Source organism: Streptomyces sp. Je 1-369, assembly GCF_026810505.1.
In the GTDB taxonomy this organism is placed as follows: domain Bacteria; phylum Actinomycetota; class Actinomycetes; order Streptomycetales; family Streptomycetaceae; genus Streptomyces.
Genome location: NZ_CP101750.1, coordinates 453443 through 467071 on the forward strand (window position 1 = coordinate 453443; position 13629 = coordinate 467071).

The following is a 13629-nucleotide window of genomic DNA, read 5'->3' on the forward strand; positions in this document are numbered from 1 at the left end:
GCCTACCCACGGGCGTGTGCATGCCAATAAGCTGTGCGACCTTCGCGTCCTGGGGGTCTCGTGAATGGTCTCCGTACTCTTCGCACTCTCCGAACGGTCATCGTCTGCGGGGTGATCGCGTGCGCCGCGGTGGTGTCACCGGCTGCGGTCGTGTCGCCGGCCGTGGCCGTGGAGCCCGGCGCGGCGGCGCACGCGGCCTGGTCGGCGCTGCCGGTGCCTGCGGCCGCCCCGCCCGTGTCCGTGTCCGATCTCGCCGCACGCGGGCCGGGCGAGGCGTGGGCGACCGGGGCCGAGCAGGCCGCCGACGTCTCGCGCCCGATGCTGTACCGATGGGACGGCGCGACATGGAGCCGGGACACGACGTTCCCCGGTGCCGGTGAGCCAGGCCGCCTCGGGAAGGTGCAGTTCGTCGGCGAGGAGACGTGGATCTTCCGTACGCGGGACGGGGCCGGGGAGATTCTGCGCCGGTCGGCGGCGGGCGGGTGGAGCACCGTACCGCTGCCCCAAACCCTGTGGACGTACCAGGACTTCGTCGCCGTACCGGGTGCCGCGTGGGTGGTCGGCGAGGACAGCACCGGACTGAAGGTGCTGCACTACGACGGTGTCCGCTGGACAGTGCAGCCCACCCCGGACGGCGTGCTGTTCCTGATGGGGATCACCGCCCGTACGGCCACCGACGCCTGGGCGTGGGCCGACACGAGCACCGGAGCCGGGACGACCGTTCTGCGCTGGGACGGCACGGAGTGGCGGGACGCGAAGGTGCCGCTGCCGACGAACAGCAACGTCCACACGATGCTGCTCGAACCGTCCGGCAGGATGACGATCGTCGGCAGCCAGTACACGGACGGCGTGAACCGCACCTACCTCATGGCCTGGAACGGGCACGACTGGCGCACGACGTACCCGGCGCTGGGCGATGCGTACACCTCCGCCATGGTGCGCGGCCCCGACGGCGCGCTGTGGCTGCCGGTGCGCAGCGACCGGGCGTTCCAGTCGAAGTACGCGCGGGTGGACGGCCGTCGCATCACCTTCTCCTACGGCCCTGAACGGACGAACGCCATCGACGTCAAACCGCGGGCGCTGGCGACGGCGGGGGCCTCACTGCTCTCCTTCGGGACCGTGGAGATCTACGGCTCGAAACCGAATCCGATGAGCGAGCGGCTGGGAGGCCGACCATGACCGGCAGACGTCAACTCCCCTTGGGCCGCCGTCTCGTTGTCGCCGCCCTCGCCGTCGCCATGACCGGCGTGGCCGTCATGTCATCGGCCGCGGCGGAGCTCCGCTCCTGGCAGCACGTGCCGGTCCCGGCACAGGTGCGTCCGCAGGCCGGCCTGAACGAGGCCGTGGCGTTCGGCCCTGACCGGGCGTGGGCGGTGGGCGCCGACGCCGTCGGCCGTGAGGCGCCGGGGTTCCCGCTGGTGCTGCGCTGGGACGGCACCGCCTGGCAGCGCCAGGGCCTGCCCGGGGTGGACTGGCAGGGTGAGCTGCTGTCCATCGCCGCCAACTCGGCGACGGCGGCCTGGGCGGTCGGGCGGGACTCGGCGGGCGGCGCACGGCTGCTCCGATTCGACGGCAAGGAGTGGCGCGAGAGCAGGGCGCCGCGCGGTGTCGTGCTGACCAAGGTCGTGGCCGGGGGCGGCGAGACGTGGCTGCTCGGTTCGCGGGAGGGCGCGCAGGTGCTGCTGCGCCGGGACGGCGGCGGCTGGCGGGACCTGCCGGTGCCGCCCGGGGCGGTGTACGGCCTGCACATCCTGGCGGCTGACGACGTCTGGGCGGCGGGCTCCAGCGGGTCGGGGGCGACCGTGTCGCACTGGGACGGCAAGGCGTGGCAGCAGACGGTCGTGGACGGGTTTCCGCGGGCGGGCGTGGGCACGGTGCTCGCGACCTCGCCGACGGAGGTGTGGGCGGGTGGCACGGCCGGGTTCGTCGGCGGCCCGGTCGGCAAGCCGATTCCGCCGTTGCTGGTCCGGTGGGACGGGGAGTCGTGGAGCAGGGTGACCGTCCCCACGAACTTCGGCACGATCACCTCACTGGCACCGTCCGCGTCCGGCAAGCTGGGCTGGGTCTCGGTGGCCCGCTCGCAGAAGTGGGGCCCGCCGGGCACGTACCCTCCGCTCGTGCCCGGGCCGGACTTCCTCGCCTGGGACGGGGAGTCCTTCGCCGAGTACAGCGAACCGGCGGTGGCCGGTGAGGGCGACTCCTCGGTGCTGCAACTGGCGCCGGTGCCGGGCACGGAGTCGGTCTGGGCGGTCGGCAGGGCCGCCGGGCCGGAGGGTACGTTCGCGCCGCGCATCCTGCGGTTCGACTGAGCCTGCTCGGCCAACTCGTCCGTGGGGCGGCCGAACCTGACAAACGTCATCTCTTCTTGTGCAGAAGGTCGTTCGGAGGGTGGAGGGGCGGGGGTGTGTCGCGCGTAGAGGATGGACGGATCGTCGTCGTGCCTCGCGCACGACGCACTCCTGATGACGCGCCCATGGTGACGCACCCCTGATGTCACCTCTCGACGCACCTTTGATGAGACGGAATCCCTCCATGCGTACCACCACCACGACCCACCCGAACCGCCCCCGCCCCCATCCCGCCGCCCGGAGAGCGCGTCTGGCCACGGTGACATCGGCGGCTCTGCTGTCGCTCGCGGCGACCGCCACGCTGCCCGCACAGGCGGCAGCCCCCACACCCGCTGCCGCCGCTACTGCCACCGCCACCGCCACCACAGCGCCCCACCTCGACCGGAAGGCGCTGCGAGCCTCGCTCGAGGCGTTCCACGAGGCGGGGATGTACGGGGCCTATTCGTCGGTCAGGGAGGGCTCTCAGCAGTGGCGGGGCGCGGCGGGCGTCGCCGACATCGACACCGGCCGGCCGGTGGGCCCCGACTTCGAGCACCGCATAGGCAGCATCACCAAGACCTTCACGTCGGTGGCCGTGCTCCAGCAGGTCGCCAGGGGCCGGATCGACCTGGACGCCCCGATCGGCGAGTACCTGCCGGAACTGGTGCCGGGCGAGCGGGGCCGGAAGGTGACGGTGCGGATGCTGCTGAACCACACGAGTGGCATCGCGGACTACATAGTGCCCGCGTTCCCCGGCATACTGACCGACCCCCAAAAGGCGCTGGACGACAACCGGTTCCGCAAGGCGGCCTCGGAGGAACTGGTCCGCCTGGGCCTGGCGGCCGAGCCCGCGGCGCCGCGCGGCACGCACGCGTACGCGAACACGAACTACATCATCGCCGGGCTGCTGCTGAAGAAGGTCACGGGACAGGACCCGGAGGCGTACATCACGAAGAACGTCATCCGCAGAGCCGGCCTGCGGCACACGTACTTCCCGCGCTCCGCCCGCATATCGGGACCGCACGCCAAGATGTACGAGTCGTTCTACGGCACCATCGAACCGGCACGCGACTACAGCGTCTACGACATGTCCTGGGCCGGGACGGCCGGGGCGATGGTCTCCACGACGACCGACCTCAACGACTTCTACCGCCGGCTCCTGACCGGAAAGCTGCTGGGCGCGGCGGAGCTGCGGGAGATGAAGACCACGGTGCCCGCGTACGAGCCGGAGCCGGGACAGGAGGTCGCGCTCCGGTACGGCCTCGGCCTGTACACCCTCAAGATGCCCAGCGGCGGCTGGTATTGGGGTCACGACGGCGGGGTCTTCGGAGCGGGGACGTGGGCGCTGTCCACGGAGGACGGGCACCGCCAGGCCGCGATCGGCTACAACCTGATGAAGTACGAACGCTTCGACGACACCGGCAAGCCACTGCCGAACCCGATCGGCCAGGCACTGTCCACGTACATGGACGAAGCGGTGAGCGGCGGCACGCCGCCGAAGCGGGGCCTGGGCGCATCGCCGCTGCCTGATCGTCTTCTCGCCCCGGAGCGGCTGCGGCGCTAGGCGACGGCCCGGGGTCCCGCCGAGAGACAGCTCGGTGGGTCGTGTTACCGCGCCAGCTTCGCGCTCTGCGTGTCCACCACTGCCTTGCCGACCTTCGCGTTGCCCGGGCGGGCCTGGGTGAAGGCCATGCCGTCCACCGCGTAGTAGAGCGCGATGGTGTCGCCGTGGCGGGCCGCCTGGGCGCGCATCGTGTGGGTCATGCCCTCGTACTTTGTCGTGACCTTGAAGGCGAGGGACTCGTCGGCACCGGCCGGCTTGGGGGCCGTCTCGGCGGTGATCGAGGAGTACGAGCCGGTGTTGCGGCCCGCCTTGGCGGAGAAGCCCGTGCCGCAGGAGCGGATGGCCTTGGACAGCTCGGCGAGGGTGGACTTCGCCTCGCCGCTCCCGTAGGCGGCGAGCGTGACGTAGGTGAAGTCGCCGGGTCCCTTGGCTCCTGTGGCGAGACGGATCAGGTCGGCCTTCGGGGTGCCGAGAGGGAGTTGGTTGGTCGCGTAGGCGACCGGGGCGCAGGCGGCTTTGTCGACCTTCATCTGGTCCTGGGACGCGGCGAACGCGTACTTGGCTTCCGGCTTCTTGACCGTGAACCCCTTGACCTCGTTCTCGGTGAGCGCGGCACGGCGCAGCTCCGCGGCCGGGTCCGCCGGCTTCTCCGGTGACTGAGCGGAATCCTTCGACGTGCCGGTGGAGGCGGAGGTGTCCTTGGAAGAGGAGGAAGACGAGTCCGAGTCTCCGCAGGCGCTGAGGGTCATGGCTGACACCAGGACGAGAGCGGGCGCGGCCAAGGCGGTGGTTCGGGTCCTCTTCATGAGGGGTGGGGCTCCTGTCTGGAGGGCTGGGGGACTGGGTGCTGAGGGGGCTTCGCGGGTGCGTCGGCCTCAACTGGTGTGTCCGCGCGCGTCCGCGGCACTCTAGTGTGCGTGGGCCCCAGGTGGCACACCCGTATCAAGCCCCGGTGGCCGACAGGCTGCCCCGGGGCTCTGGGGTCGAGGCCCGGCGTTACCGGTCGAGGAGGGCGATGCGGACGGCTCGCTCGACGTGCTGCGCGGTGTTGGCGTGCCCCTCGGCGTTGGGATGGACCAGGGTGACGCGCTTGCCGATGATGGCGCAGTTCAGCACCCCGACCTTGGTGGGCCAGTAGTCCGGGGCGTCACCGCAGACTCCCTCGATCCACTTGGTGTCGGCCGGTTGGCAGGCGTCGTGGCCGACACTGGAGGAGTAGACGTCGACGTACTGGTCCCCGAAGAAGCCCGCGTCCCGCTGGATCGTGGCGTTCAGCTTCTTGAGGACGTCTTCCCGGAGCCAGTCGACGTCGGCGTGGGTGATCCCGCCGAGTTCGGTGAGGGCGAGGCGGTTGCAGGCGCTGCCGTCCTCCGGCAGGACTGCCGGATAGCCGACCGTGATCACTTTCGCGTTGGGGGCGGCATCGTGCACCTTGACCAGCATGCCGATGTACTCCTGCTCCACCCGCTGGAGCCTCTCGTCGATGCTCTCCTCCCCCTCCGGGTCGGTGTAGTGGTCGCGGCAGGACTTGCCGATCGTGCCCAGCTTCAGGCACTCGCCCAGCATGTCGCCGAAGGGCAGGCTGTTGCCGCCGACCCCGACGGTGACGACGTCGGTCTCACTGTTGAGGCCCGCCCGCTCGATCTGCGTGTCCACCGCGGGCCAGCCGCCTTCGGGCGGCTGCACCGGACTGATCGGCGTCTGCTTCGTGTTGGCGATGTGGTCGATGGCGGCGTTGCCGCAGCTGACGTCGGTCAGGTTGACGGGCAGGCCGGGCGGGAATTCGGCGAGCTCACGGTCGACGAGGGCGGGGTAGGCCTCGGTGGTGCGGTCGCAGCCGTCCCGCGAGGCGTCCCCCAGCGCGGGCAGCGGCTCGCCGACGAAGCCGCCGGCGGTGTACGAGTCGCCCAGCGCGACCCACTCGTACGCGTCGGCGGCAGCCGCACCGGCGGCGCCCGAGGGTACGAACGCGGCCGCGGTCAGTACGAGTCCCACGGCCAGGGCTCGCGTGCGCAGGCGGGAAACAGGGTGTCGCATGGATCCTCCGGGATCAGCGAGAGACGCCCCGGATCGATGGACGGCCCAGGGCGCAAGCGTGTCGATCAAGACGATCCACGCTGTCGCACCGCCTTCGTGGCGTATCGGTCCTACCAGCCCCGATCTAGCTATTAATCACATACTTCGCATCGGTGGGGCCGTCGCGGATCCGTCAGCCGCCCAGCGGCACCGACCTGCGGCGGACCAGCCCCCACTGGTAGGCGATGGAGACGAGCTCCACCCGGTTCCTGGCGCCCAGTTTGGCCATGATGCGGCAGGCGCGGGTCTTGGCCGTCGTGCAGGAGATGAACTGCTTGTCGGCGATCTCCTGGTTGGAGAGGCCGGTGCCGATCAGCACCAGCATCTCCCGCTCGCGCGGAGTGAGGCCGTCCAGGGGGATGCCGGGGGCGCGGTCCCGCAGGACGCATTCGTCGATGACCCGCTGCACGATGCGGGGAGACAGGTGCGCCTGCCCCTGGGAGACCACGCGGATCGCGCGTAACAGCTCGTCCGGTTCCGCGTCCTGGAACAGGAACCCGCAGGCGTGCGCCGCGAGCGCGTCGAACACCTGCGAGTCCGCGGTCGGCGCGGCCATCGCGAGGACGCGTACGCCGGACAGTTGGGGGCGGGCCGTGATGCGCCGGGTCGCCTCGATGCCGCTCATGGTGGGCAGCTGTGGGTTCATCAGGACGACGTCCGGGCGGAGCCGCTCGGCGAGTTCCACGGCCCGGGCACCGTCTCCGGCCTCCCCGACCACCGCTATGTCCGGCTGCGCGGCGAGCAGCGTGGCACAGCAGGTGCGCAACAATGCGTCGGTGTCCACGAGGAGCACGGAGATGCTCATGGCGTCTACTCCCTAGGCGAGCGGCGAGCGGCAAGGGACAGGCAGCGAGAGGTGCGTGGTGGGGCGGAGGGTTGGACCACCGCGGCGCGGGCCGACCTCGTCAGGGGGCGGATCCGTCCGCCGGGGGACGGTGGTGGAGGCGGGTGTGGGCTGCTGCTGTCTCGCTGTATTGACGAACCAGGGCGGGAAGATGTGAGGTCGTCCTCGGCGCATGACCGCCCAGGGGCGCGCTCTATCAGCCGTGGAACGGGCCACCGTGTGGTTGTGCGCGGCATCGGGACTCTGCCGCCCGCAGTCGGCGTCGCGCAGCCCTCAGGGCTGGTGGCAGACGGCCTCGCCGTTGTTCCCGTCGGGGTCGCGGACGAAGGTTCCGTAGTACGACTCGTGGTATTCCGGCCAGAGTCGGGACGCGTGCGGGATTTCGGCGGCGAGCGCGATGTCCAGCTCGCGCGGGCATGGGCCCGGGGCCGGTCATTACACGGAAGTTGTCGCGCCCTTTCCGGTTGAGCCGGAGCCGCTCCCCTGTGTGTGGAACTGTTCCAGTCGCCTCTGGGCGAGCAGGAGCGTGCCGCGTTGGCGGCCCGGGACCTGACGGCGCAGCGTGACCAGGGCGGGGCCCAGGGCGCGGACCGCCTCGGCGTCCTTGATGCGGTCCCAGAGGTGGTGGGCGCGGTCCGCCGCCGCTTCCACCTCGGGGGAATCGGGGGCCTGTCCCGACGTGAGGCGGGCGGAGGCCACCGCGAGCCACGTTTCGCAGCTGCGCGCGAGGTCACCGGCGAACCTCGCCAGGTCCGCCCGTACTTCCATCCAGTGGATGGCGTCCTTGGACCCGGGGCCGTGCATGCGCAGCGCGCTCTGTTCCCAGGACGCCGCCAGCGAGGCCGCCTCGCCGTGCCGGCCCGCTTCGACGGCCGCGGTGATCGCCGCGTGCGGATCCATGTGGGCGTCGGCGGGCTGCGGAGGCTGCTGTTGCGGTGCCGGGGGCGTGGCGGGGTCGTGGTACGGCAACAGGTCGGGGGCGCCGTCGCCGAGGCCCTGGGCGGCGGCCTGCTGGTGGAGCGGGAGGGGCGGCGGGCGGTGGCCGCTGCGGAGGATCGTCGCGACGGCCTTCATGTACGCGGGAATCGCGGGCGTACGGCGCCGGGCGGGCGGGGCGATGCGGCCGTGGAGCGCGACGCCGGGTCCCGCGTCGAGGGGGTGTTCGGTGAGGGCCTGCCAGCTCTCCGTGTCGGCGTGCAGGTCGGCGATCACGGTGGTGCTGCCCGCCGGACGGAGCCGCAGCTCCTGCGTGAACCAGTGCCACGGGAAGCCCGTGTAGCGCACCGTCGCCGTGGTGGTGCGGGCGAGCGCGACGTGCAACTGCCGCTGGCGCCGGTCGAGGTGGACCTGACCGATGAGGTAGACCGTCAGAGGCCCGGGGGTCATCGCCGCGGCTCTCAACCGGGTCAGTACGGTCTGCGGGTCCAGCGGGTCCGCCAGTTCCACGATGCTCGCGGTCGGCGTCCCGGCGAGCGTCTCCGTGGGCACCGCGGCGAGGACGGGAAGCACGGAAGCCGCGTCCACCAGGCGTCCCTTGCCCACCGGGGCGGCCGCGATGAGCAGCACGGTTCCAGGCATGGGTCCCTCCCTCTCGATCATCACGTCAGCACCGTATCCGCATCTCACGCTCGACGCGCCCATCGGGATTTTCCCGTAGTGCGGCCGCCGGGGCGCGGGCCGGTGGGGTGACCGTACCGGGCGGGGGTCCCGTGCGAGGTGTGGGTGTGGTTGTGGGGACGGCTCCGGGGCCGTGACCGGGAGAGTTCGTCCGGGAGTACGGGAACGGTTGCGTAATCTCGTAGCCACGTACGGATGCGCAGGAACGCACCGGCCCTAGCCTGCGGAGATGATCAGCCACATGTCGACGCACCCCGCCCGCGGTCTGAGCCGGGTGCTCGAGGACCTCGGGCCCTCGCTCCTGGATCTGCTCCTCGGCGACCCCGCGGCCGCGACGGAGCTCGGCGGCGTCGGCATCCACGATCCGCACGACGAGCAGCACTACCCGGAGCGCGCCATCGTGCTGGGCGTCGGTGTGCACGGGGCGGCGGACACCGCCCGGCTGATGCGCGCGCTGACCGGCGCGGGCGCCGCCGCGCTGGTCGTGCGCGGGCCCGTCGAGACGGCGGCCCTGGAAGCCGTGGCGGAAGAGACCGGGATCGCGTTGCTGGCGCTGACGCGCGGGGCGTCCTGGGCCCAGCTGGCGGCGATGCTGCGGACCCTCCTTTCGGAGGGCGACGTGGGCGGCGCCGGGGAGCAGACCCTGGGCGGCGTGCCATCCGGGGACCTTTTCGCGCTGGCCAACGCGATCGCGACCCTGCTTGACGCGCCGATCACCATCGAGGACCGCCGCTCCCGCATCCTGGCCTTCTCCGGACGGCAGGACGAGGCGGACCCGGCCCGGGTGGCGAGCATCCTGGCCCGGCGCGTGCCCGAGCGGTACCTGCGCGTGCACGAGGAGCACGGCGTCTTCAAGGAGCTCTACCGCAGCGACCGGCCCGTCCGCATCCCGCCGCCGACGCTGGGCGACGAGGTCGCGCTGCCACGCGTGGCGATCGCCGTGCGGGCCGGTGACGAAGTACTCGGATCGGTGTGGGCGGCGCTGCGCGAACCGCTCACCGAGGAGCGGGAAGAGGCGTTCAAGGAGGCGGCCAAGCTGGTCGCCCTGCACATGCTCCGCTTCCGGGCGGGCGCCGACGCCGAGAACCGGCTGCGCGCCGACCTGGTGACGACCGCGCTGGAGGGCGGCTCCGGAGCGGTCGCGGCGCTCGGCCGGCTGGGGCTCGCCGACGAACCGCTCCTCGTCCTTGCCATGGGGCTCGAGCCCGCCCACGCGACGGACAGCGACCACGCCCGGCTCACGGCCGAGCGGCAGCGGCTGGCCGCGGCGCTCGCCGTGCACCTGACGGCGGTCCAGCCGCGCTCGGCCGTGGCGCTCCTCGGCGATGTCGCCTACGCGCTGTTCCCCGTCGCCGACGACTCGGCGGCAGCGCGGGAGCGTGCCGTACAGGTGGCGGAGAACTTCCTCCGGCGCACCGGCGACCGCGGCGACGCCGTCGTCGGCATCGGCTCCGTGGCGCCGGAGCCCGCCGCCCTCGCCCGGTCCCGTACGAACGCGGACCGCGCGCTGCGCGTGCTCACCGGCCGGCCCGGCGACGGCACCCGGCGCGTCGCCGCCATCGCCGACGTCCAAACCGACGCGCTGCTGCTCGAGATGCGGGACCTCGCGGTCGCCAACCGCGACGAACTGTCGGGCCCGCTGGCCCGGTTGACGGCGTACGACCGACGGCACAACGCCCACCTCGTGGAGACGCTGCGGGCGTGGCTGGACGCGTTCGGCGACGTGATCGGCGCGTCGGCGAGCGTCTTCGTCCACCCCAACACCTTCCGCTACCGGATCCGGCGCGTCGCCGAAGTGGGGCAGATCGATCTGCGGGATCCGTCCGAGCGGTTCGCCGCGATGCTGCAGTTGCGGCTGATGGGGGCGTACGACGGGGGCGGCGCGTCAGGGCCGGGGCGTCCCACGGACAGCTGACCGCCGACCGCTTCCCGTACCCGCGCTCCCCGCTCCCTGCTCCCTGCTCCCTGCTCCCACCGTTTCGGCCCCTCGTACGAAAGTGAGCGCGATACGTGTGCTCCTCGTACGAACCCTCTTTCCGGCGTCCTGCCTAGCGTGGTGGTCATCCGTGGTCATCCCACCACCTGGAGGATCCCCCGTGCAGGCCGAACACCTCTCCCACCCGGAGCCGCCGCCCCTCGGCGCGCTCCTCGACGACCTCGAAGAACTCGTGACCTGCGAGTCGTACTCCGCCGATCACGCGGCCGTGGCCCGCAGTGCCCGGGTCGTCGCCGAGCAGGGCAGCAGGCTGCTCGGCGCCCGGCCGCGCACGCTGGAGATCGGTGGGGTCACCCACCTGCAGTGGAGCTTCGGGACCCCGCGCGTCCTGCTCCTCGGCCACCACGACACGGTCTGGCCCATCGGCACCCTCAAGACCCACCCGTTCTCGGTACGGGAAGGTGTCGCGCGCGGGCCCGGCGTCTTCGACATGAAGGCGGGCCTGGTGCAGATGTTCCACGCCCTGTCCCTGCTGCCCTCCCTCGACGGCGTCTGCGTCCTGGTCACCGGTGACGAGGAGGTCGGCTCGGACACCTCCCGCGCGCTCATCGAGGACACCGCACGCGCCTGCCGGGCCGCCCTCGTCCTGGAGGCCTCGGCGACCGGCGGCGCCCTGAAGACCGGCCGCAAGGGCGTCTCGCACTACGAGATCACGGTCCACGGCCGCGCCGCCCACTCCGGCCTGGACCCCGAGAAGGGCGTCAACGCCGCCACGGAGCTCGCCCACCACCTCCTCGCCCTGCGGAACATCACCGACACGGTGACCGCCCGCACCGGGCCGGGCACGACGATCACCCCGACGGTGATGTCGGCCGGTACGACCACCAACACGGTTCCGGCCCGCGCCCAGCTGCACATCGACGCGCGCGTCCCCACCCCGGCCGCCCAGACAGCCGTCGACGACCTCCTCAAGGGCCTCGCCCCGCACCATCCCGAAGCCCGCCTGGAGGTGACCGGCGGCCCCAACCGCCCGCCCCTGGACGCCGCAGCCTCCCGGAGCCTGTTCGCGCTGGCCGCCGACACGGCGGGACGCATCGGGCTCGGCCCGCTCCAGCAGGCTTCCGTCGGCGGCGCGTCCGACGGCAACTACACGGCGGGTGTCGGCTGTCCGACGCTCGACGGCCTCGGTGCCGTCGGCGACGGCGCCCACGCCGACCACGAGCACGTCGTGACCGCGGAGATGCCGCCCCGCACCCAACTCCTCGCCCACCTCGTCGGAGCACTGCTGTGAACCACCTCGACATCCGGGAACTCCACACCATGGAGGAGTTCGAGACCGTCTGCCGACTTTACGCCGACATCTGGGGCACCGACCCGAGCACGGGCCCGGTCTCCGCCGAGGTCATGCGCGCGCTGAGCCACGCCGGCAACTACGTCGGCGGGGCGTACGACAACGGGCGCATGACGGGCGCCTCCGTCGCGTTCTTCGGGGAGCCCGCGGGCACCACCCTGCACTCCCACATCACGGGCGCCGCCATGGGCCGCGGCATAGGGCTGGCCCTCAAGCTGCACCAGCGCCAATGGGCCCTGGACCGCGGCCTGAAGCGCATCACGTGGACGTACGACCCCCTCATCCGCCGCAACGCCCACTTCAACCTCACCAAACTCGGGGCGCGCCCCGAGGAATACCTGCGGTCCTTCTACGGCGCCATGGACGACGCCATCAACGGCGGTGACGAGTCGGACCGCGTCCTGACCGTCTGGGACCTGTCGGCGCCGCGCCTGGCGGCCGAGCACGACGGCATCCCGCTGCCCGCCGGTGCCGCACACGCCGTGCGCGACCGCGACGGCCTCCCCCGCCTCGGGCCCACCGACGCCGAGTTCGTCCTGATCGACCTGCCGGACGACATCGAGGCGCTGCGCCGCACCGACGCCGCCGCGGCCCGCGCCTGGCGGGTCGCCGTGCGAGAGACCCTCGGCACCCTGCTCGCCGACGGAGCCCGTGTCCTCGGCCTGCACGACCGGCGCAGCTACGTCGTCCACCGCGCCCCCGCCACCTCCGCACCCCTGCCCACCGGGAGCAACCAGTGACCAAGTCGAAGATCACCGGCGTCGAACTGCGCCGCATCGCGATGCCGCTCGTCGCGCCGTTCCGCACCTCGTTCGGCGTCGAGACCAGCCGCGACGTCCTCCTCGTGCGGGTCGTCACCGCCGACGGGGAAGGCTGGGCGGAGTGCGCGGCGATGTCCGAGCCCCGCTACTGCAGCGAGTACGTCGACGGGGCCCAGGACGTCCTGCGCAAGTTCCTGATCCCCGCGCTGCCCGAGGACGGCGTGGACGCGGCCGCCGTGGGCCGGGCCCTGGAACCCTTCACCGGCCATCACATGGCGAAGTCTGCCCTGGAGAGCGCGGTCCTCGACGCCCAGCTGCGGGCCACCGGCGAGTCGTTCGGCTCCTACCTGGGCGCCGCGCGCGACCGCGTCCCCTGTGGCGTCTCCGTGGGCATCATGGACTCGGTCCCCCAACTCCTCGACGCCGTCGAGCAGTACGTCGCCGAGGGGTACGTCAGGATCAAGCTGAAGATCGAGCCGGGCTGGGACGTCGAGCCCGTGCGCGCGGTGCGCGAACGCTTCGGGGACGACCTGCTGCTCCAGGTCGACGCGAACGCCGCGTACACCCTGGTCGACGCGCAGCACCTCGCCCGGCTCGACGACTTCGGGCTGCTGCTGATCGAACAGCCCCTGGCCAACGACGACATGGTGCAGCACGCGCAGCTCGCCAGGCTCCTGCGCACCCCGGTCTGTCTGGACGAGTCCATCGAGTCCGCCGCCCACGCGGCCGCCGCCATCTCGCTCGGGGCCTGCTCGATCATCAACGTCAAACCGGCCCGGGTGGGCGGCTATCTGGAGGCCCGGCGCATCCACGACATCGCGCGGGCCCACGGCGTCCCCGTGTGGTGCGGCGGAATGCTGGAGACCGGCATCGGCCGCGCCGCCAACGTCGCGCTCGCGGCGCTGCCCGGGTTCACGCTGCCCGGCGACACCTCGGGCTCGCACCGGTACTTCGCCACCGACATCACCGAGCCGTTCGTGCTCGCGGACGGCCATCTCGACGTTCCCACCGGGCCGGGGCTCGGAACGGAACCGCTGCCGGACGTCCTTGAGCAGGTGACGACGGCCACCGAGTGGATCGCCCTTTAGGGCCCGTGTCGGCAGTCCCGCCTCCTGTGGTGGCGCGGTGCGGCGCGGCCGCTGTCGACCTCGGC

General features: G+C 72.2%; 11 protein-coding genes. 7 read left to right on the forward strand and 4 right to left on the reverse strand.

The window, feature by feature from the left end:
- The first annotated feature begins 111 nt into the window (after nucleotides 1-111).
- The 3 genes from NOO62_RS02070 (at nucleotide 112) to NOO62_RS02080 (ending at nucleotide 3891) form a co-directional block, all read left to right on the forward strand.
- A complete protein-coding gene (locus tag NOO62_RS02070; protein WP_268769157.1) occupies nucleotides 112-1179 on the forward strand; it encodes a hypothetical protein in 1068 nt (355 codons plus the stop codon).
- Nucleotides 1180-1199: 20 nt separating this feature from the next.
- On the forward strand, nucleotides 1200-2309 hold the full coding sequence (locus NOO62_RS02075) for a hypothetical protein (RefSeq protein WP_321170647.1): 1110 nt from the start codon (nucleotides 1200-1202) through the stop codon (nucleotides 2307-2309).
- A 223-nt stretch (nucleotides 2310-2532) separates the two neighbouring features.
- The gene (locus NOO62_RS02080) at nucleotides 2533-3891 is read left to right on the forward strand and encodes a serine hydrolase domain-containing protein (protein WP_268769159.1); all 1359 of its coding nucleotides are present in this window, start codon (nucleotides 2533-2535) and stop codon (nucleotides 3889-3891) included.
- Nucleotides 3892-3935: 44 nt separating this feature from the next.
- Here NOO62_RS02080 and NOO62_RS02085 read toward each other — a convergent pair whose 3' ends face one another.
- From NOO62_RS02085 to NOO62_RS02100, 4 genes are all read right to left on the reverse strand, one after another.
- Nucleotides 3936-4697 carry a hypothetical protein gene (locus NOO62_RS02085; protein ID WP_268769160.1) on the reverse strand — a complete coding sequence of 254 codons (762 nt, stop codon included), beginning with the start codon at nucleotides 4695-4697 and terminating at the stop codon, nucleotides 3936-3938.
- Nucleotides 4698-4887: 190 nt separating this feature from the next.
- Nucleotides 4888-5928: an SGNH/GDSL hydrolase family protein gene (locus tag NOO62_RS02090; RefSeq protein ID WP_268769161.1), complete on the reverse strand. Its 1041-nt coding sequence runs from the start codon at nucleotides 5926-5928 to the stop codon at nucleotides 4888-4890.
- Between the two features lie 172 nt (nucleotides 5929-6100).
- Nucleotides 6101-6772: a response regulator gene (locus tag NOO62_RS02095; protein ID WP_268769162.1), complete on the reverse strand. Its 672-nt coding sequence runs from the start codon at nucleotides 6770-6772 to the stop codon at nucleotides 6101-6103.
- 474 nt (nucleotides 6773-7246) lie between these two features.
- Nucleotides 7247-8389 carry a hypothetical protein gene (locus tag NOO62_RS02100; protein WP_268769163.1) on the reverse strand — a complete coding sequence of 381 codons (1143 nt, stop codon included), beginning with the start codon at nucleotides 8387-8389 and terminating at the stop codon, nucleotides 7247-7249.
- Between the two features lie 268 nt (nucleotides 8390-8657).
- Here NOO62_RS02100 and NOO62_RS02105 point away from each other — a divergent pair, with 268 nt between their 5' ends.
- From NOO62_RS02105 to menC, 4 genes are all read left to right on the forward strand, one after another.
- Nucleotides 8658-10343, forward strand: coding sequence for a PucR family transcriptional regulator (locus NOO62_RS02105; RefSeq protein ID WP_321170548.1), 1686 nt, complete (start codon nucleotides 8658-8660; stop codon nucleotides 10341-10343).
- Between the two features lie 181 nt (nucleotides 10344-10524).
- Entirely contained in the window at nucleotides 10525-11655 is a 1131-nt protein-coding gene (locus NOO62_RS02110) for a M20 family metallopeptidase (protein WP_268769164.1), read from the forward strand.
- Nucleotides 11652-12455, forward strand: a complete 804-nt coding sequence (locus NOO62_RS02115; RefSeq protein WP_268769165.1) for a GNAT family N-acetyltransferase — start codon at nucleotides 11652-11654, stop codon at nucleotides 12453-12455. Before NOO62_RS02110 ends, NOO62_RS02115 begins: the two co-directional genes overlap by 4 nt.
- Nucleotides 12456-12496: 41 nt before the next feature.
- Nucleotides 12497-13564: an o-succinylbenzoate synthase gene (gene menC, locus NOO62_RS02120; RefSeq protein WP_268775438.1), complete on the forward strand. Its 1068-nt coding sequence runs from the start codon at nucleotides 12497-12499 to the stop codon at nucleotides 13562-13564.
- Nucleotides 13565-13629 lie beyond the last annotated feature (65 nt).

Coding starts and splice junctions, on each gene's coding strand:
- NOO62_RS02090 (WP_268769161.1), bottom strand. CDS start 5,928: ATGCGACACCCTGTTTCCCGCCTGCGCACGCGAGCCCTGGCCGTGGGA.
- NOO62_RS02100 (WP_268769163.1), bottom strand. CDS start 8,389: ATGCCTGGAACCGTGCTGCTCATCGCGGCCGCCCCGGTGGGCAAGGGA.
- NOO62_RS02105 (WP_321170548.1), top strand. CDS start 8,658: ATGATCAGCCACATGTCGACGCACCCCGCCCGCGGTCTGAGCCGGGTG.
- NOO62_RS02095 (WP_268769162.1), bottom strand. CDS start 6,772: ATGAGCATCTCCGTGCTCCTCGTGGACACCGACGCATTGTTGCGCACC.
- NOO62_RS02080 (WP_268769159.1), top strand. CDS start 2,533: ATGCGTACCACCACCACGACCCACCCGAACCGCCCCCGCCCCCATCCC.
- NOO62_RS02085 (WP_268769160.1), bottom strand. CDS start 4,697: ATGAAGAGGACCCGAACCACCGCCTTGGCCGCGCCCGCTCTCGTCCTG.
- menC (WP_268775438.1), top strand. CDS start 12,497: ATGCCGCTCGTCGCGCCGTTCCGCACCTCGTTCGGCGTCGAGACCAGC.